General features: G+C 63.7%; 20 protein-coding genes. 6 read left to right on the top strand and 14 right to left on the bottom strand.

All coding sequences use genetic code 11. The features are described from left to right. Positions 1–225: 225 nt before the first annotated feature. Positions 226–1,467, top strand: coding sequence for an ROK family protein (locus tag FJ957_RS22590; protein ID WP_140835058.1), 1,242 nt, complete (start codon positions 226–228; stop codon positions 1,465–1,467). Between the two features lie 46 nt (positions 1,468–1,513). On the opposite strand, the gene FJ957_RS22585 is transcribed toward FJ957_RS22590, so the two are convergent. Continuing rightward, positions 1,514–2,425: a LysR family transcriptional regulator gene (locus FJ957_RS22585; RefSeq protein WP_140835057.1), complete on the bottom strand. Its 912-nt coding sequence runs from the start codon at positions 2,423–2,425 to the stop codon at positions 1,514–1,516. 122 nt (positions 2,426–2,547) lie between these two features. On the opposite strand from FJ957_RS22585, the gene FJ957_RS22580 reads away from it, so the two are divergent. Both FJ957_RS22580 and FJ957_RS22575 read left to right on the top strand, forming a co-directional pair. Continuing rightward, positions 2,548–3,480 (top strand): alpha/beta hydrolase, encoded by a 933-nt coding sequence (locus tag FJ957_RS22580; RefSeq protein ID WP_140835056.1) that lies wholly within the window; start codon positions 2,548–2,550, stop codon positions 3,478–3,480. A 63-nt stretch (positions 3,481–3,543) separates the two neighbouring features. After that, positions 3,544–4,182 (top strand): SDR family oxidoreductase, encoded by a 639-nt coding sequence (locus FJ957_RS22575; protein ID WP_140835055.1) that lies wholly within the window; start codon positions 3,544–3,546, stop codon positions 4,180–4,182. 46 nt (positions 4,183–4,228) lie between these two features. Here the strand turns inward: FJ957_RS22575 and phoB are convergent, their stop codons facing one another. From phoB to FJ957_RS22540, 7 genes are all read right to left on the bottom strand, one after another. Beyond that, positions 4,229–4,918, bottom strand: a complete 690-nt coding sequence (phoB, locus tag FJ957_RS22570; protein ID WP_140835054.1) for a phosphate regulon transcriptional regulator PhoB — start codon at positions 4,916–4,918, stop codon at positions 4,229–4,231. A gap of 16 nt (positions 4,919–4,934) precedes the next feature. Then, on the bottom strand, positions 4,935–5,642 hold the full coding sequence (gene phoU / locus FJ957_RS22565; protein WP_140835053.1) for a phosphate signaling complex protein PhoU: 708 nt from the start codon (positions 5,640–5,642) through the stop codon (positions 4,935–4,937). A gap of 20 nt (positions 5,643–5,662) precedes the next feature. Next, on the bottom strand, positions 5,663–6,466 hold the full coding sequence (pstB, locus tag FJ957_RS22560) for a phosphate ABC transporter ATP-binding protein PstB (RefSeq protein WP_140835052.1): 804 nt from the start codon (positions 6,464–6,466) through the stop codon (positions 5,663–5,665). After that, positions 6,463–7,314, bottom strand: coding sequence for a phosphate ABC transporter permease PstA (pstA, locus tag FJ957_RS22555; RefSeq protein ID WP_140835051.1), 852 nt, complete (start codon positions 7,312–7,314; stop codon positions 6,463–6,465). Before pstA ends, pstB begins: the two co-directional genes overlap by 4 nt. Positions 7,315–7,317: 3 nt before the next feature. After that, positions 7,318–8,304, bottom strand: coding sequence for a phosphate ABC transporter permease subunit PstC (gene pstC / locus FJ957_RS22550; RefSeq protein ID WP_140835050.1), 987 nt, complete (start codon positions 8,302–8,304; stop codon positions 7,318–7,320). 64 nt (positions 8,305–8,368) lie between these two features. Continuing rightward, on the bottom strand, positions 8,369–9,427 hold the full coding sequence (pstS, locus tag FJ957_RS22545) for a phosphate ABC transporter substrate-binding protein PstS (protein WP_140835049.1): 1,059 nt from the start codon (positions 9,425–9,427) through the stop codon (positions 8,369–8,371). Positions 9,428–9,985: 558 nt separating this feature from the next. Further along, entirely contained in the window at positions 9,986–13,372 is a 3,387-nt protein-coding gene (locus FJ957_RS22540) for a response regulator (RefSeq protein ID WP_246685933.1), read from the bottom strand. 199 nt (positions 13,373–13,571) lie between these two features. On the opposite strand from FJ957_RS22540, the gene FJ957_RS22535 reads away from it, so the two are divergent. Then, on the top strand, positions 13,572–13,919 hold the full coding sequence (locus FJ957_RS22535) for a hypothetical protein (RefSeq protein ID WP_140835048.1): 348 nt from the start codon (positions 13,572–13,574) through the stop codon (positions 13,917–13,919). A 517-nt stretch (positions 13,920–14,436) separates the two neighbouring features. Beyond that, the gene (locus FJ957_RS22530) at positions 14,437–14,652 is read left to right on the top strand and encodes a hypothetical protein (protein WP_140835047.1); all 216 of its coding nucleotides are present in this window, start codon (positions 14,437–14,439) and stop codon (positions 14,650–14,652) included. Positions 14,653–14,786: 134 nt separating this feature from the next. Here FJ957_RS22530 and FJ957_RS22525 read toward each other — a convergent pair whose 3' ends face one another. The 6 genes from FJ957_RS22525 to FJ957_RS31895 all read right to left on the bottom strand — a co-directional run bounded on the left by FJ957_RS22525 (position 14,787) and on the right by FJ957_RS31895 (position 18,186). Next, on the bottom strand, positions 14,787–15,146 hold the full coding sequence (locus FJ957_RS22525) for a hypothetical protein (protein ID WP_181175324.1): 360 nt from the start codon (positions 15,144–15,146) through the stop codon (positions 14,787–14,789). Positions 15,147–15,414: 268 nt separating this feature from the next. Next, entirely contained in the window at positions 15,415–16,254 is an 840-nt protein-coding gene (locus FJ957_RS22520; protein ID WP_140835046.1) for a glutathione S-transferase family protein, read from the bottom strand. A 22-nt stretch (positions 16,255–16,276) separates the two neighbouring features. Then, positions 16,277–16,858 carry a VOC family protein gene (locus FJ957_RS22515; protein ID WP_140835045.1) on the bottom strand — a complete coding sequence of 194 codons (582 nt, stop codon included), beginning with the start codon at positions 16,856–16,858 and terminating at the stop codon, positions 16,277–16,279. A gap of 195 nt (positions 16,859–17,053) precedes the next feature. Continuing rightward, on the bottom strand, positions 17,054–17,413 hold the full coding sequence (locus FJ957_RS22510) for a hypothetical protein (protein WP_140835044.1): 360 nt from the start codon (positions 17,411–17,413) through the stop codon (positions 17,054–17,056). A gap of 174 nt (positions 17,414–17,587) precedes the next feature. Then, positions 17,588–17,965, bottom strand: coding sequence for a helix-turn-helix transcriptional regulator (locus FJ957_RS22505; RefSeq protein ID WP_181177698.1), 378 nt, complete (start codon positions 17,963–17,965; stop codon positions 17,588–17,590). Between the two features lie 44 nt (positions 17,966–18,009). Beyond that, positions 18,010–18,186 carry a hypothetical protein gene (locus FJ957_RS31895; protein ID WP_181180674.1) on the bottom strand — a complete coding sequence of 59 codons (177 nt, stop codon included), beginning with the start codon at positions 18,184–18,186 and terminating at the stop codon, positions 18,010–18,012. A 265-nt stretch (positions 18,187–18,451) separates the two neighbouring features. On the opposite strand from FJ957_RS31895, the gene FJ957_RS22500 reads away from it, so the two are divergent. Continuing rightward, on the top strand, positions 18,452–18,747 hold a 296-nt coding region (locus FJ957_RS22500; RefSeq protein ID WP_140835042.1), incomplete at its 3' end, for a hypothetical protein.

The raw sequence follows: 18,747 nt of genomic DNA, 5'->3' as shown, positions 1-18,747 counted from the left end.
AAGGCCGGCACAGAGGCTTTTTTTCGCGCCTCAAAAAAATAGTGATCCAGCAAAACGAAGCTGTCAACTGCGATTCTGATGGGTTTTGATGGGCCAGGGCATTTTTTTCGGCATCCGCAATAAATAATGACACAGGCTGCGGCTTCTGCCACTATCCCTAGCATGTCACCGACAGGCCATGGCATCATCATCAAGGCCGCGATGACTTGGAGGACGCGCGAGACAATGTCGGTCGGAATCCGCCACGACGATTTGCGTCGGCGCAACCGTGCCATGGTGATTTCGGCCGTGCGCCGCGCCGGCCAGCCCTCGCGCACGGAGATTGCCGCCACCACCGGGCTCAGCCACTCGACCATTTCGGCGATCTCCGCCGATCTGATCCAGGAAGGCATTCTCACCGAAAGCAAGGCCAGCGAGCCGACGGCATTGAAACGCGGCCGGCCGCAGATCGGCCTGGCGCTGAACCCCGAAGCCGCCGCGGTGCTGACCGTGGTGCTGTCGCTGAACTTCCTGTCGGTCGCCGTGATCGATTATGCCGGCCAGGTGGTTGCGGAGGAGCAGCAGCGCCTGGACACGCTCGTCATGCCCCGTGACGAGTTGATCGGCGAATGCATGGCGATCGTGCGGCGCCGGATGCGGGATCCCGACCTCGACGTGGGCAGCGTCGCACGCATCGCCATGGGCATTCAGGGCATCACCGATTCCCATTCACGCGCCATGCTGTGGTCGCCGATCACGCCACTGACCGACATCCCCTTCGCCGACCTCCTCGAAAGCGAATTCGGTATTCCCGCCACCATGGAGAACGACTGCAACATGATGGCGGTGGCGCTGCAATGGCGCGATCCCGAGCGTTATCGCGACGACTTCATAGCCATCCTGCTCTCGCACGGTATCGGCATGGGCCTGGTGCTGAAGGGCGCGCTGTTCAGCGGCACGCATTCCTCCGGCGGCGAGTTCGGCCATATGATCCATCGTCCGGGCGGCGCGCTCTGCCGCTGCGGCCGCCGCGGCTGCGTCGAGGCCTATGCCGGCAATTACGCGATCTGGCGCAGCGCCATGGGAATAAGCGAGGATGCCACGCCGACCGACGTCGGCGACGCCCATATGCGCGCGCTGGCCGCGAAAGCCCGGCAGGAGGACGGACCCGAGCGGGAGGCTTATCGCCGGGCGGGCGAAGCGCTCGGTTTCGGCCTCGGCAGCCTGTTCGCCCTCATTGACCCCGCGCCTGTCGCCATGGTCGGCGTCAGCGCGGCCGCCTTCGACCTGATCGAGCCGGCGCTGCGAGAGGCGATCGCCCAGACCGCCGGCGGCCAGCACTCGGAATCGATCTCCTTCGACACCGAGCCGAACGAACTGCCGCTGATCCGCGAAGGCTGCGCCATGCGCGCGCTGACCTTCGTCGATCAGGAGATTTTCGCGCCAGGGGTGCAGGCAAGAGCGGGGGCCGGGAAGAACGTGGCCTGAGGACCAGGAGACCACTGAAGGACCGAGTTCGGCCTTGAGCGGGAAATCATCCCTCGGCAGCGGGTTCTCCGCGATATCGCAGCGCGTCGACCACCACCCTGAAAGCCGACGAGTTCAGCCGCCTGTTTGCATAGTAGAGATAGTAGCCGGGGAGCGGGGGAACGAACACATCGAGCACGCTGACCAGCACTCCGCGGTCGAGATGGGCCTGTACCTGGTCGAGAGGCAGCAGCCCCAGGCCGACGCCGGCAAGGGCTGCATCCAGGATGAGATCGATCGAATTGTAGGTCGCCTGGCCTTCGACGCTGACGCCGACGATCCTCCCGCCGATCTTCAGGTTCCAGGCATAGAGCTTGTTTGACGTGGGCAGGCGCAGGTTGATGCAGCGATGCTCCGTCAGTTCATTGGGCTCGAGCGGCGCGCCGCGCAATCGCAGATAGTCGGGCGAACCGACGATCGCCATCGCGATATCGGGCGAAATTCTGACGGCAATCATGTCTTTGGCCACCTGCGAGCCCAGCCGCACGCCGGCATCGAAATTGTCGGCCACGACATCGGCCAGGCTGTAGTCGATGAATATCTCCACGTTCAGGCCGGGATATTGCGGCAACAGTTTCGCGATCGCCGGTGACAGGATCGTCCGAGCTGCGTGTTCAACCGATGTGATGCGGATCGTGCCGGCGGGCGTTTCCCTGAACTCGGCCAGCATCTCGATGCTCTGGTCGAGTTCGCGCAGCGTAGGCCCAAGCGTTGCCAGCAAACGCTTTCCCGCTTCCGTCGGCGCCACACTTCGTGTGGTCCTCGCCACCAGCAGGACGCCGAGACGCTCCTCAAGCCGTTTGACGATCTGGCTCAGTGTCGACTGGGAGATGCCGAGTTTCGCGGCGGCCTTGGTGAAGCTGCGTTGCTCCGCGACCACGTGGAAGGCGGCCAGGTCGGCGATCTCTTCGCGTCTCACTTATCATCCTACCAATAAGTCATAGTGGATTTTACCGGCTAATTCGATGAATTGCCACGGCCTAGAATGCAAGGGATCTCGTGCAGATGCATCGACGCCAACCCAGTGCAAGGAGTGCCATCATGGGCAAAATCAGCTTCCCCAACTCCAACAATCAGGCAATCGCCATGTCGGCCGTCATCAATTTTCCGGAAGACTTCAACAAGACCAGGACCTACCCGGCAGTCATCGTTTCGCATCCAGGCGGCGGCGTGAAGGAGCAGACGGCGGGCACCTATGCAAGGAAGCTCGCCGAACAGGGCTTCATCACCATCGCCTACGATGCCTCCTACCAGGGCGAGAGCGGCGGGCAGCCGCGCCAGCTCGAAAACCCCTCTGTCCGCACCGAAGACGTGAGCGCCGTGCTCGATTACCTGACCACGCTCCCCTATGTCGACAATGACCGTATCGGTGCGATGGGCATCTGCGCCGGCGCCGGCTATACGGCCAATGCGGCAATTGACGACCCGCGCATCAAGGCCGTCGGAACCGTGAGCGCCGTCAATATCGGCCAGATGTTCCGCAACGGTTGGGACAACAATATCAAGGATGCAGACGCCCGCGCCGTGATCGCGGCCGGCGCGGCGGCACGGACTTCCGACGCCAACGGTTCGGAGGTCGGCAGGATTCCGTTGGCGCCACTGAAGGAAGACGACGCTCCGAACGAAGAACTGCGCCAGGCCTGGGAATATTATCACACGCCCCGGGCCGAATACCCGACCGCACCCGGTTATGCGACGGCTCGCAGCCTGTCGCAGATCATTCCCTACGACGCCTATTCCAAGGCCGAGGCCTACCTCACCCAGCCGCTGCAGATCGTGGCCGGGAGCAAGGCCGGCAGCAAATGGATGAGCGACGACCTCTATAGCCGCGCCGCCAGCAAGGACAAGAGCTACCATGTCGTTGAAGGGGCCAACCACATGGATCTCTATGACGGCGAGAGATATGTCGATGAAGCAGTGTCGGTGCTGGCGCCTTTCTTCGGCAAGACGCTGCAACCCATCGGCGGAAGGTAATCGTCCAAGGGATGCGGGATCGACCAGGGTTCGTCCCCTTCGACCCGGAACAAGCGAGGTCATATGATCAAGGTTCTCATTCTCGGCGCGGGTGGCCAGATTGCCCGCCACGTCATCGACATGCTGGCGGGCGACGGTGACCTTCATCTGACCCTGTTTGCCCGCAACACGGCGCGCCTTGCCGGCCTTGCCGGGCCAAATCAGAACGTTGTCCAAGGCGACGTTCTGGACGCCGCAAGGCTCGACGAAGCGATGCAGGGACAGGATATCGTCTACGCCAATCTGACCGGCGCGGACCTCGACAGGCAGGCTCGGGCCGTGATTGCCGCCATGAAGAAGGCCGGCATCAGGCGACTGATCTTCATTCTGGCGCTCGGCATCTATGACGAAGTGTCCGGCAAGTTCGGCGAATGGAACGCCGCCATGATCGGCGAGGACCTGAAACCCTTCCGGCGCGCCGGAGACGCCATCGAGGCCTCCGGTCTGGAATACACGATCCTGCGGCCCGCATGGCTGATGGACGAGGCGGTCATCGACTATGAAACGACCGCGCGCAACGAGCCATTCAAGGGCACGTCGGTATCGCGCGTCAGCGTGGCCGATCTGGTTGCTCGGATTGTCCGAGCGCCGGATCGGCATGTCGGCGAAAATCTCGGCGTCGACAAGCCGGGCACGGATGGTGACAAGCCCGATTTCATGTGAAGCGGCGGCGGGGCAGAGGGCGGTTCCCACCGAACGGTGAACCGCTCTAATCCTCCCTGATCGCGTACCCCGCCCCGCGGATGGTGCGGATGACGTCCGGCATGCGGCCGTTGTTGACCGCCTTGCGCAGGCGCCCGACATGGACGTCCACGGTGCGCTCGTCGATATAGATCGTCTCGCCCCAGACATTGTCGAGCAGCTGGCTGCGCGAGAACACGCGGCCGGGATGGCGCATCATGAATTCGAGCAGGCGGAACTCGGTCGGGCCGAGCCTGATCTCGCTCTTCTTGCGGTAGACGCGGTGCGATTCGCGGTCGAGCACGATGTCGCCGACCTTGAGCACGCTGGACAGCACCTCCGGCTTGGCGCGGCGCAGCAGCGCCTTGACGCGCGCCATGAACTCCGGCGTCGAGAACGGCTTGACCAGATAGTCGTCGGCGCCGGTCGAGAGGCCGCGCACGCGGTCGCTTTCCTCGCCGCGGGCCGTCAGCATGATGATCGGCAGCCGCTCGGTCTCGGGCCGCATCCTGAGACGCCGGCAAAGCTCGATGCCGGAAACCGCCGGCACCATCCAGTCGAGCACGAGCATGTCGGGAACGTTTTCCTGAAGGCGGATTTCGGCCTCGTCGCCGCGGGTCACCACTTCGACCTGGTAACCCTCGGATTCGAGATTGTAGCGGAGCAGCACCCCCAGCGGCTCCTCGTCCTCCACCACCATGATGCGTGGCGCGATCATTGGGGTAACCTTTTCGTCAGGCCGCCGGCGCCGACATTGCGGTCTCGTCCTGCTTCGGACGATTGGCGGGCAATTGCGTGCCGGTCAGCACATAATAGGCGTTCTCGGCGATGTTGGTCACATGGTCGCCGATGCGCTCGAGATTCTTGGCGCAGAACAGAAGATGCGTGCAAGCGGTGATGTTGCGCGGGTCTTCCATCATGTAGGTCAACAGCTCACGGAAGACGGAGGTGTATTTGACGTCGATGCGCTCGTCGTCGTTGCGAAGCTTGGCCAGCGCCGTGGCATCGCCCACCATATATTCCTGGATCACGGCCTGGACCTGGATCAGCACCATCTGCGCCATGGAATCGATCGAATGCGTGAGGTCGCGCGGCGCGGCGCTGACGCCGACCGAGCCGACGCGCTTGGCGATGTTCTTGGCGAGATCGCCGATGCGTTCGAGGTCGCCCGCCATACGGATCGAGCCGACCACGTTGCGCAGGTCGTCCGCCATCGGCTGCCGCTTGGCGATCAGCGTGATGGCGCGGTCGTCGAGCTCGCGCTGACGAGCGTCCATGATGGCGTCGTCGGAGACGACGCGCTGCGCCAGCGCATTGTCGGTCTCGAGCAGCGCCTTGGTCGCGCCGCCGACCATCGAGCTGGCGAGATCGCCCATGTCGTTGATGAGCCGGCTGATCTGCCTCAGATCCTCGTCGAAGGAGGCGACGGTATGTTCGGCCATGATGATGTCCTCGTATGAACTCAGCCGAAGCGGCCGGTAATGTAGTCCTGCGTGCGCTTCTCGCGGGGCGAGGTGAAGATCTTCTCGGTCCGGTCGAACTCCACCAGCTCGCCCAGATACATGAACGCCGTCTGCCGCGACACGCGCGCCGCCTGCTGCATGTTGTGGGTGACGATGACGATCGTGTAGTCGGCCTGCAACTCGTCGATCAGTTCCTCGATCTTGGCGGTCGACAGCGGATCGAGCGCCGAGGCCGGCTCGTCGAGCAGGATGACCTCGGGCTTCACCGCCACGGTACGGGCGATGCACAGGCGCTGCTGCTGGCCGCCCGAGAGGCTGAGGCCGCTGGCGTTGAGCTTGTCCTTGACCTCGGTCCACAGCGCGGCGCGCTTCAGCGCCGACTCGACGCGGCTATCCATCTCGGCCTTGCTGATCTTCTCATAGAGCCTGACGCCGAAGGCGATGTTCTCGTAGATAGACATCGGGAATGGCGTCGGCTTCTGGAACACCATGCCGATCTTGGTGCGCAGCAGGTTGAGGTCCTGCGAGCGGTCGAGGATGTTCTTGCCGTCGAGCAGCACCTGGCCCTCGGCGGTCTGCTTCGGATAGAGCTCGTAGATGCGGTTGAGCACGCGCAGCAGCGTCGACTTCCCGCAGCCCGACGGGCCGATGAAGGCTGTCACGCTGCGCTCGGGCAGGGACAGGTTGATGTCCTTCAGCGCCTTCGACTGGCCATAGTAGAAATTGAGGTTCTTGACCTCGATCTTCGACTTCTCGACGGTCGTGTCGGCTACGTTCAAATCGGTGGACAACATCGGTTTCATCTGTCCTCTCTGCGTCCGGTGAGGCTGCGCGCGAAGATGCTCAGCCCGAGAACCGTCAGGGTGATTATGAGTGCGCCGGTCCACGCCAGTTGCTGCCATTCCTCATAGGGGCTGAGGGCGAACTGGAAGATGGTCACCGGCAAGCTGGCCATCGGCGCGTTGAGATTGCTCGACCAGAACTGGTTGTTGAGCGCGGTGAAGAGCAGCGGCGCCGTCTCGCCGGAGATGCGGGCGATCGCCAGCAATATGCCGGTAACGATGCCGGACAGAGCGGCGCGATAGGCGACCGAGCGGATCACCACCCAGCGCGGCGCGCCGATGGCGGCGCCTGCTTCGCGCAGCGCGTTGGGCACGAGGTTCAGCATGTCCTCGGTGGTGCGCACCACCACCGGGATCACCAGGATCGACAGCGCGACGGCACCGGCGATGGCCGAGAAGTGCCCCATCGGCCGCACCATCAGCTCATAGACGAACAGGCCGATGATGATCGACGGCGCCGACAAGAGGATGTCGTTGATGAAGCGCACGATCGTGGTCAGGCGCGAGAAGCGGCCGTATTCGGCCATGTAGGTTCCGGCCAGGACACCGATCGGCGTGCCGACGATGACGCCGATGACGGTCATCACGATGCTGCCGTAGATGGCGTTGAGCAGGCCGCCGGCATCGCCTGGCGGCGGCGTCATTTCGGTGAACACCGCCAGCGAGAGGCCGGATAGGCCCTTGTAGAGCAGTGCGCCGAGGATCAGCGCCAGCCAGGCAAGGCCGATGCCTGCGGCGACGACGCACAGCATCATCATCACGCTGTTCTTTCTCTTGCGGCTGCTATGAAGTGCAAGCGACGTCGACATCGGTCAGGCTCCCGTGCGGGCGTCGATGCGCATCAGCATGTAACGTGCGAGCGCGAGGATGATGAAGGTGATGATGAACAGGATCAGGCCGAGCGATACCAGCGAGGATGTATAGAGATCGCCGTCGGCTTCGGTGAATTCGTTGGCGATGGTCGCCGAGATCGTCGTGCCCGGCGCAAACAGCGAGGCGCTGATGCGGTGCGCGTTGCCGATGACGAAGGTAACGGCCATCGTCTCGCCGAGCGCGCGGCCGAGGCCAAGCATGACGCCGCCCATGATGCCGACGCGGGTATAGGGGATGGTCACGCGCCGGGTCACTTCCCAGGTCGTGCAGCCGATGCCGTATGCCGATTCCTTCAGCACCGCCGGCACCGTGTCGAACACGTCCTTGGTGATCGAGGTGATGAAGGGCAGCACCATGATGGCGAGGATCAGCGACGAGGTCAGCAGGCCGATACCGTAGGGCGGGCCGGCAAACAGATTGTTGAGGCCGGGGATATCTTTGAAGAGCCCGATGACGAAGGGCTGGATCGTCGTCTGCAGGAACGGCGCGAACACGAACAGGCCCCAGATGCCGTAGATGATCGAGGGGATGCCTGCGAGCAGCTCGACCGCGATGGCGATCGGGCGCCTGAGCGGACGCGGGCAGAGCTCGGTCAAGAAGACGGCGATGCCGATGCCGATCGGCACAGCGATTAGAATGGCGATGGCCGAGGTGACGATGGTGCCGTAGATGGGCGCCAGGGCGCCGAAATTCTCGGTGACCGGGTTCCAGGATTCGGTGGTCAGGAAGGAGAAGCCGAACTTCGACAGCGCCTCCCACGAGCCGCTGACCAGCGAGATCGCCACCCCGCCGAGCAGAACCAGCACGAGGATGGCGGAAAGGCGCGTGGCCGTCCGGAATGCCATGTCGGTGAAGGCGAAGCGGCGCACTGTCGCTTCTCTGGTCCGCAGGGCGGACGATGTCGCGGCGTCGGAAACGGCTGTCATTTAGCCCCTCGCATTTCGAAAGAGACAGGAGGGCGCCGGAGACGCCCTCCTTATTCCACAGGAATTACATGCCGGAGTAGAGCGGCTTGCCGTCCTTGTCGACGACGTCCTTGCCCCACATTTCCTCGACGCTCTTCACGACCGCGTCGGGCATCGGAACGTAGTCCAGGCCCGCGGCCAGTTCGTCGCCCTTGGCATAGGACCAGGCGAAGAACTTGAGCGCTTCGGCCGTGGCCGCAGTGTCGTCGGGCTTCTTGTAGACAAGGATCCAGGTGGCGGAGGTCATCGGCCAGGATTCAGCGCCGGCCTGGTTGGCCAGGATGACGCCGTAGCCCGGCTGCGAGCTCCAGTCGGCATTAGCCGCGGCGGCCGAGAACGCGGCGGCGGTCGGCTCGACCTTCTTGCCGTCCTTGTTGATCAGGTCGGTGTAGGTCAGCTTGTTCTGCTTGGCATAGGCGTATTCGACATAACCGATCGCGCCGCCGGTCTGCGAGACGTTGTTGGCGACGCCTTCATTGCCCTTGGCGCCGATGCCCACCGGCCATTCGAGCGCGGTGTTGACGCCGACCTTCGACTTCCAGTCGGCGCTGACGTCAGCCAGGTAGTAGCTGAAGTTGAACGTGGTGCCCGAGCCGTCCGAACGGTGGACGACGGCGATCGCCTGGTCGGGCAGCTTGGCGTCGGGGTTGAGCTTCTTGATCGCTTCGTCGTTCCAGTTGGTGATCTTGCCGGCGAAGATGTCGGCCAGCGTCGGACCGTCGAGCACCAGTTCGCCCGGCTTGATGCCTTCGAGATTGACGACCGGAACGATGCCGCCCATCACCATCGGGAACTGCGCGAGCCCGGTGGAGTCCAGATCCTCGCCCTTCAGCGGCGCGTCGGAAGCGCCGAAGGTCACGGTCTTGGCCTTGATCTGCTTGATGCCGCCGCCGGAGCCGATCGACTGGTAGTTGAGACCGATGCCGGTCTCTTTCTTGTAGGCGTCGGCCCACTTCGCATAGATCGGATAGGGGAAAGTGGCGCCGGCGCCGGAGATATCGGCTGCCATCGCGGCGGAGATGCTAAGGGTTGATGCCGCAGCCATTGCAATCGCAACGGCCGCCGAGCGGATGAAATGTCTCATGTGGCCTGCTCCTGTTCGGAAGATGGTCTTTCGGCACCCGTTCTATCGGCGCCCGGTGAGGGCAATAGCCTTCGATTATTACAGTCGCATGACAGTTTCGTGTCAGCCCGGTAACGCCTGAACGGGAATGCTCGGAAGGGTCCGCGGCGGCCTCGATGGACCGGCCGGAGTTTGCCGCGGGAATCAGTAACTTGTCTGACTTTTGAAACAAAATTTATCCCGGCGGCCGGATGACGGCCGCCGGGAAATAAAATCCGGACGAGAGTGCGTTGCCTGAATGCCAGAGCGGATCATGGCCTGGCCATCGCCGAAAACAGGTCCGTTGGGGTAGAGTCGACGCTGTTTCTTGTTGGCGGTCGCTGCTCCCGCCCGTAACCGAAGAGCGGAATCAATGTCATGATTGTCCGAGCTTGGCGTTTGCTTTGGTATGGTGCGATCGCACCATACGCATGCGTCAACGCCTTGCGCCCGCCTGCCGGCTAAAAATCCGCCCTTGCCTCTTGATTTCGCGCAATTCCGGGACTGACGGCTACGGCGAAGGCGCCGAGCCTGAGCGTTTCAGACTTTCCCGATATTGCTATAACCTGCGTTGCGCCGGGTCTCGACGTCCGAGCCCAGCCATCGCTCGAGCTTTTCGAGCAACGCCCGCGGACTGATCGGCTTCGGCAGGTAATCGTCCATGCCGGCCTCCAGGCAGCGTTCGTGATCGCCCTTCAGCGCATGCGCGGTGACGCCGACGATCGGCACATGCGTGCCCATGTTTTCCTCGAGTCTGCGGATGGCGCCCGTCGCCTCCAGCCCGTTCATTTCGGGCATCGACACGTCCATCAGGATCATGCGCGGATCGAGCCTGCCGAAGGCGTCTAGCGCCTTGCGGCCGTTACCGACGATCTCGAAGCGGTAACCGGTCTCGCCGAGGATCTGGGTGAACACCAGTTGGTTCACCTCATTGTCCTCGGCGACGAGGATGTCGAGCCCGCGCTCCGCATCGGCAGGGCGTGGACGCGCCCGCGCCGGCGGCGGCTGCAGCATGGCGCGGTCCGATGCCGCCGTCTGCGCCGGCGCGGCTCGCGGGGGGCTGCCGGCGCCAATGGCGGGTTGCGGCTGCGCGGCCGTGCTGCTGTGGCGATGGCGCTGTATGGTCGCGACCAGCGTTTCCAGGAGGATGGAGGAGCGCGCCGGCTTGATCAGCTGCGCGTCGATGCCGAGATCGCGATAGGCCGTGTTGGCGAGCGACTGGTCGACCGAGGTCAGCATGATGATGGGCGTATGCGCCAGGCCCGCTGTGTTGCGCACGATGCGCGCCATCTCGGCGCCGGTCATGCCGGGCATCTGATAGTCGAGCACCACGCAATCGACGGGCACGCCATAGGCCGCGGCGGCAATCAGCACCTTCAACCCCTCGGTGCCGCTTTCGGCCGCGCAGGAATCGAACGTCCACGACGTCATCTGTTCGCTCAGGATCGAGCGGTTGACGGCGTTGTCGTCGACGATGAGCACGCGCGCGCCGGTGACGTCGATCGGCATGATGCGCTGCCCGCCCTGCTCGGCCCTGGGCAGCGTGACGGTGAACCAGAACGTCGAGCCCTTGCCTTCGGCGCTGTCGACGCCGATCTCGCCGCCCATCATCTCGACCAGCCGCGAGGTGATGGCAAGGCCAAGCCCGGTGCCCTCGTGCCGCCTGGTCGAGGAGGTGTCGACCTGGCTGAATTTCTCGAACACCAGCTTCAGCTTGTCTTCCGGAATGCCGATACCGGTATCCGTCACAGAAATGGTGAGCTTCGTGCCCGCGGGGACCCTATCGCCCGTCACGTCGACCAGGACATGGCCCTCGTCGGTGAACTTCACCGCGTTGCCGAGCAGGTTGGTGACGATCTGCCTGACCCGGCCGACATCGCCGACGAACTGGCCGTCGAGCCCCGGCTGGACACGGACGATGAGCTCAAGGTCCTTCTCCTTGGCGCGCGCCGACACCAGCGTCGCCACGTCCTCGATCGCCTCGGCGAGATTAAAGGGCGCCGGGTCGAGCACCATCTGGCCGGCATCGATCTTGGAGAAGTCGAGGATGTCGTTGATGATGGTGAGCAGCGCGTTGCCGGATTTGACGATGATGTCGGTGAACGTCTTCTGCTTCGGATCGAGGTCCGACTTTGCCAGCAGCTCTGCCATTCCAAGAACCCCGTTCATCGGCGTGCGGATCTCGTGGCTCATATTGGCGAGGAATTCCGACTTGGCGCGGTCGGCGAGCACGGCGCGCCGGCGCGCCTCGCTGAGCTCGGTCTCGCGCTGCTTGAGCTCGGTGATGTCGGTGGTGGAGCCGATCAGATAGAGCGAGCCGTCCGAGGCGATCATCGCGCTCTTGCGGGCGAACTGGTGCCTGACGCTGCCGTCGGGCATCGTCACCGTCTCTTCGATCTCCTGCGTCTCGCCGGTGCGCAGCACGGCCAGGTCGCTGGCGACGAAGGCTTCGCCGTCCGCGCCGAAAATCTCGACATCGGTCTTGCCGACGGCTTCTTCCTTGCTGAAGCCGGTGAGATCGCACCAGCCCTTGTTGACGTAGAACTGCCTGAGGTCCGAGCGCTTGGCGTAGATCGACACCGGCACGTTGTCGATAAGGCTGCGGAACACCTCGTTCTCGCTCATGCTCTGCCGGAGCGCCTGCTCGCGCGCCTTGACGTCGGTGATGTCGGTGCTGGAGCCGACCAGATGCACGGAGCCGTCGATCGCCACCAGCCGGCTTTTGCGCGTCATCAGCTGCCGCACCGTGCCGTCGCGGTGGGTGACGGCCTCCTCGATCTCGCGCCCCGAGCCGGTCGCCACGACGTCGGTGTCGTCATTGCTGAAACCGTCCGCCTCTTCCGTCGCGAAAAGCTCGCGATCGGTCTTGCCGAGCACCTCGTCCTTGGGCAGACCGGTTAGCGCGCACCAGGCCTTGTTGACGAATTCTATGCTGAGATCGTCGGCCTTGATGAAGGCGGCCACGGGCAGCTCGTCCATCACGTGCCTGTAAAGGTCGATCTGGCGCATGGAGTCGCGCAACGCCTTCTCGCGCGCCTTGATGTCCGTGATATCGACGCGCACGCCGATGAATGTGCCGTCGTCGGTGCGCATGTCATAGACCTGGTACCAGCGCCCGTCGGCGTTGAGGCGTTCGTAGGCGGAGCTTGGCAGACGATACCGCTTGAGCATGGCGTCGAGCCAGCGCTCGGTGTCGACGCCATACAGACCGTCGATGCCGGGATCGCCGCTCGAGCGGAAGTAGCCGACGGAGTGGCCGAGCGCCAGCGCCTCGCGGAAAGTGCGGCCAGGCTGCCAGGCCGGCTTCAGCGCCGGCAGCGTATCCTGCAGCTTGCGGTTGGCGAAGACGAAGCGGTCGTCGCGATCGTAGATGATGACCCCCGCCGGCAGCGACTCCAGCACGGTGGCGAGGTTCTTGCGCGCATCCTCCGCCTCGGTCTCGCGCTGTTTCATGTCGGTGATGTCGACATAGGAGATCAGCCGCTTGCCTCCGGGAAGCGGCGCCAGCGAGGCGATCAGTGTGCGGCCGCCCTTGCGCGGCAACTGCCTGGATCCCGCGGCTCCGGCGCGGATTTCGGCCTCCCGTTCGGCCACATGGCTTTGCCAGGCCTGTTCTTCGCCGCCGAACGGATCGACGTCACGGCTGGCCTCCATGAGGTCGCGAAAGCGACTGCCGGCCGGAGCCCGCCGCGGATCGATCTTCCAGAAATCGTAGAATGCCCGGTTGACCACCTCCGCCCGCAATTCGGCATCGAGAACGATGACGCCGATCGGCATCGAATCGACCATCAGCCTGAGATTGGCAAGCGCCTCCGAAGTCCCGGCCATATCGTGGACATCACCGAGAAAGCCGCCGTTGCCGCGCATGTCCGCCTTGTTGAAATTCCGCGCGCTCTCCGCCTCGGCAGTCCTGTCCCTATCCGCCATTCCTACCCCCAAGGCCGAACCGTGCCGGTCTGTCGGCGGAATGTGCCCGACAAGCATTAACGATCCGCTAACCATAATGATTGCAACCGCCTGCCGCCCGGTGCCATTGAACCAGTTTCCGGTCGAGGCGCCGGCTGCGGTAATCCGCCCATTGGCGATCGAGGCAACGACGCATTATAAGGTGCCTGAGGTGTTGCTAATGTTTGGTCGAATCGCGGCTTTCGTCCTGTGCCCGGCGCTGCTTGCAGCGGGCGGCTGCGTGCGCAGCGACGACGGCACGGTGGTCGTTCCAAGCCGGATGGATGTCAGGCGTGTGTGGGACAAGGCGCCGCCGGGAACGACCGGGGCGCGGCAGATCGCATCGGACGTCTTTCCGCCGCCGCCGGGCGCGCCGCCCGGCCCAGCTGTCCGCCGCTATCCCAGGCGCGCTTCGATGGCGCCATCCCTGAACCAGGGCCTGCCGGACGAGTCTTCCGGCGAGCAGAGACCTCTCGCCTGCAGGAATGTCGGCGAAAACGGCAAGCGCTACCGGGTCGTCTGCGAATAATGTTGCCTGGTCAAAACAGCCAGGCGGCCCTGCCGCAAGGCAGGGGCGATGGCCCGATCAATTCGCGGGGAAGAAGGCCGGCCCGACCACGCGCACCGGCTTTGCATCTGCCGGGACAAGCGCCTCGGGCTGCGCGATCGAGCTGGTCGCATCCGCTCCCGCGCCGTGAGCGCTGCTCGATGCAACGTCCGGGACCGTGCCCCGGTCCGGCCCCAGCTCCGGCCCTAGGTCCGGCCTTGTCGTCGGCAGGGGAATGATGGCGTTTTCCATGTTGCGCGGCGTCACCGTGCGTGCCCGGAGCTCGGCCTCCCGCTGCGAGTGGTGCTTGAGGTCGCAGGCCTTGAACTCGACGAATATTACGCTTTCACTTCAAGGTTGAGACAGGAGCCGAAAAACCATTTCCAAGCCGGCGATGGCCAGGGCCCCCGGCGCGATCACGGATCGCTGATGAAACCTTTGACCGGCGACGGACGTTGTTGACGTTGATGTGAGCCGCGCAGCGCGGAGGAGACTGAAGATGTCCATTCACTTCACCGTCTCTGGCTTGACCAGGAACCTGATCCATTCGCTTGGGCTGGATCATGAGCAGGCGCCGAGACCCCTTACCCCCGAACAAAGCCTTCTGCTGGATTGCTACCTGGCCGGGCAGATCCCGGACTCCGCCTGGAGCGATTACGTCTTCGAGATGCCGGAATTGGAAAAACACGCCCAGGTCAGGCGCGCACGCGGTTGACCTGCGTGCGGCAAGGCGGGCTCGGCGCCTTAGGACTTCCAAGAAAAGTGTGAGTGGCTAGGCTCGGCGTCTTCGCCGCCGCCTTCCGTCCCGGATGCGTGGAGAACAAACCGACAAACGGTCAAGCCTGCCGCTTAGGTTTTCGGCGAGTTGAACTGCAGCGTGAAGACGTTTCCGGCAACGCCTTGCGCTAGCGACGGCGAAAAGCTGAGCGGCAGGCAATCGTTCAGGGCCTTGGTCGCCGCATCGACATAGGCCTTGCGCGTCTTGTCGTCGCCGCTGACATGGATGGCGGTCGTCCTCGGCGGTCCGATCAGCGTGCCGTCGCGCTTGAAGCTGAAGCTGAGCGTGACCGAGGAATTGTCGGAATTGGCAGGCGGTGTCCAGCAGGCGAGCAAGGCGGCGCCGACCTCGTTCATGCTGCTGAGTGACGCGGCGGCCGATGGAAACGGCGCAATCGACAGCGCGCCCGCCATCATCAAGGATCTTGCCATGTTCATCGCGGGTTCCTCGTTGCCATCGCTCAACCGCCTGGCGGCATCGTAAGACCCATGACGGGGATGACAATAGGATTTCAGCCCGCCCGCCGGCGCCGCAATCATACTGTCGTGATCGCGGCGCCGTGGCCGCGAAAAAGCAAAAGGCCGGCACGGAGCCGACCTTTCCCTTGCCTCGTCATGGCGCCAGTACATCCGTGGTCGCGGCGAGGACTGCGACCAGTAGACAGGCCTTAGGTAAACGAATCCTTAACACGAGGGACTGCTACGCCCCGGCCTGCGATTTCACATGCGCGATGTAGCCGCGCACGTCGCCGGCGGGTTCGGCATAGGCCTTGCCGAGCTTCTTCTCCAGCGCCGCCATATATTCCTTCGCCCATTTGGGCAGCGCGTAGTCGACGACCGCCAGGAATTCGAGCGTTGCCGCCAGCCTTATATCGGCGATTGACGGGTTGTTGCCGCCGATGAACGGTTTGCCGTCGCGGAAGAAGGAATGAAACACCTCGAGCGGCTCGGCGATCGCAACCATCGCCGCCTTCTGCGCTTCCGATTTCTTGTCGGGATGGGCGTCGCTGTGGCCGACCTCGCCGGCATATTGCGGGAAGCCGAGGGCTGGATACGTCGCGCGCGCGACATACGGATAAAGCGTGCCGACCAGATAGAACATGGCGCTGTCGATCATCGCTCGCTTGGCCGGCGCCTTCGGATAGAACTTATCCAGCCCGTGCTTGTTGGCGAGATACTGCATGATGGCGCAGCTTTCCCACAGCACGCCGCGCGGCAGGCCCTTGTCCTCGATCATCGGCGTCAGATGCGCCGGATTGCGCGCCAGGAACTCGGGCGAACGCGTATGGCCCCAGGTATCGGTCTCGGTCGGATCGAGCCCGGCCGCGCGCGCGAACACCCGCACCGTCATGTTGTTGACGCTCGGCCTCAGCATGCTGAGTTTCACGCCGGGCTTCTTGGCCGGCTTCGCCTTGGGCGCGGCTTTTGCCGCCGGCTTTGACGCGCCCTTGGCCGAAGCTATGGCGGCCGATCTGGCCGCCGCTTTCGGCGCCGCCTTGGCCGCGGGTTTCTTTGCACTCTTCGCTGCAGCTTTTGCCATGTCGGTCCTCCCTCTGACCCGGTTAATAAGGATTTTTAGCCGCCCTGTTTTCCGACAGGGTTTCGCGTGACCGCTCGACCAGCGCCTGGATGGCGTCGGCCAGATGCAGTTCGGCGATGTTGTAGTCGCCGCGCGCCACGCGGATCTTGTGCGCCTCCATCAGCACGTCGGCATGGGTGAAGCCGGCCGGCGGTTCGAAGCGGTAGGAAGCAAGCTCGACCAACAGTCCCAGCGGATCCTCGAAATAGATCGAATCCATGAAGCCGCGATCCTTGACGCCGCTGTGCTTGATCTCGCGCTCGTCGAGCCGCGCGACCGCCTGCAGGAAGGTGACCCGCGATACCGAGAACGCGATGTGGTGGACGCAGCCGATATCGGTCGGTATCCGCCGCCTGACCGGAACCCGGGTCTCGTCGGTGAAGACGGTGATCAGCCGCCCGTCGCCGGGATCGAAGTAGAGATGGCTTTCGCTCGCCTTGTCGAGATTGGGCTGCTCGAAGATGAACGGCATGCCGAGCACGCCCTCCCAGAAGTCGATCGAGGTCTGGCGCCCGGCACCGACCAGCGTGATGTGGTGAACGCCTTGCGACTGCAGCTTCCGCATTGGCTCCTCCCGCCTGCGTTTGCGCCTTGCCGGCCGGCAGGGTTCCCAGTGTCTGGCCGCGCTCGGCCCTGGGTACGCGACCGCCGCCCGGTTCTCATCGCTCCGCATTTCGCATCTTGTTGGATCGCGGCCGGAGCACTGATGAGGGGATGCTAATTCAATCCGGGACGTTACGCCAGAAGCGCCGCCGGGCCTTCACTGCGCTTGCGAGCCGTTGCCGCCGTCGGCGATGATGCGGATTGATCGCCGCTGTCCGGTTTGGATTCGGATGGCGGCCAGGCACTCACTGGATTCATGACCCCAGTTCTGCCCCTTGCAGGCGAAGTCGATCCCCGATCGGGGAACGATCCGCGGGCCTTTGTCGGTGGTGTTCACGACAAGCAAACCCGGTTCATGCACGGTTGAAGGGAGTACGAGGCCTGATACCAAGCCGACGACAACGAGGACCAGGCAGCAACCGGATGCGATCAGGGCGGCAGTCGCCACCGGATGCATGGCAATCCACCCCGAGAACCCCGCCAGCGGCCGCAAGGAGCGGCTGTCCGTTGCATTCATCTGACTCAATCCACGCTTTACTTGCCGGTGTCGAAGCGCGCGAAGGCCTGTTGCACGCGCCATCGACAGTCGGCTCGGACCACGTCCTATCGTGGCTCACGAAAGCGGAGCCATCCGACGAAGGTCATGACCGACGGTGACAGAAGTCATGTGCCGCCGTAGGCGCCTCGATCCTCAGGTCAGGATCCACGCCACGGTCCTGCCGGCATCGGCCGGAACACCTCCGATTCCGGCGGACAGATGAGGCGAAATGGCACCCAGGGGTACTTCCAAGATGTGCGCGATTGCCTTGAGAGTCTTGGTGGAGGCCGTCTTTCCGGAGCGCTCTATCTGCGACAGCATGCTCGGGGTTATCCCGGCTTGGGCGGCAAGCTGCCTTCCGCTCAGGCCGCGCAGGACCCTGACGGCGCGAACCGGGTTCTCGCCGGCGGCGATCTTGTCGAGGACGCGCTTGGGCAAGGGACTGTTGGAGGCAGGCTCGTGAAGCTCGCTCACACCCGCCATCGCCGTCCGCTTGAGTATGCGGAACTGGGATTCCGGCAGCACGACCATGCGCTCTTTCGAGCCTGGGTGCTTGATGAATTGGACGTTTAGCTTCATGGCGGCGACCAGCGTTCGGGTTTGGCTTGCTGCGCGGCTCGAGACGGAGCCTGGATTACCTGAAAATCAGAAGCACGAAGATCAGAAATGAGATCGACAGGATCGCGGCTACGGACAGAAGCGCCAATATCTGAAAGCTGATCGGCAACTGCCGAAACCGTCTCCACGTCCACGGTTCCTTTTCCCAGTGCTGAAATCGTGGCAACCCCAGCTCCCTTGGTCTGAGCTCATCGTGCCGGCGAACCGGACGAAGATCATCGTTTCAAACCACGTCGACAGGTTGCCGATGTCGACGACCTTCGATCTAGCCTCCTTGGCCGGGACGTGACATCTGCCGAAAGTCAGGGGCGATGATGACGAAAGTCATATTCGTTTGCGGCCGGTTCGGGCTTACGTCAAAGTGGACTGCCGCGCCTGCGGCTGTTTTTGCGAGAACGAATGATCGATATCGGCACAGAATTACTGCCGGCCGCGCAAGCGGAAGTCATCGGGCTTGCTGTTTTGCGGGCCGACAGGACAGTTCAGGAAAAAGTTGGGCGCCTGGTCGAGTGGCTCCCCGCCCTTGGAGCGGACTGCTGCCTGTGCACGCTCCTGGTCGGGATGGAGGCCGAGATGGCGGCCTTGTCCGCGGGACGCCGCGATCTGATCGCCTTGTCGGGCGTTCGGGCCGAATTGCCGGGGCTGGACCGCCCCGTCACCGCGGTCATCCTGTGGAATGGCGATCGATCGCACTA

Source organism: Mesorhizobium sp. B2-4-6 (assembly GCF_006442775.1).
GTDB lineage: Bacteria > Pseudomonadota > Alphaproteobacteria > Rhizobiales > Rhizobiaceae > Mesorhizobium.
Note: the sequence above shows the minus strand (reverse complement) of the source record. Positions and strands in the feature narration are given on the sequence as shown.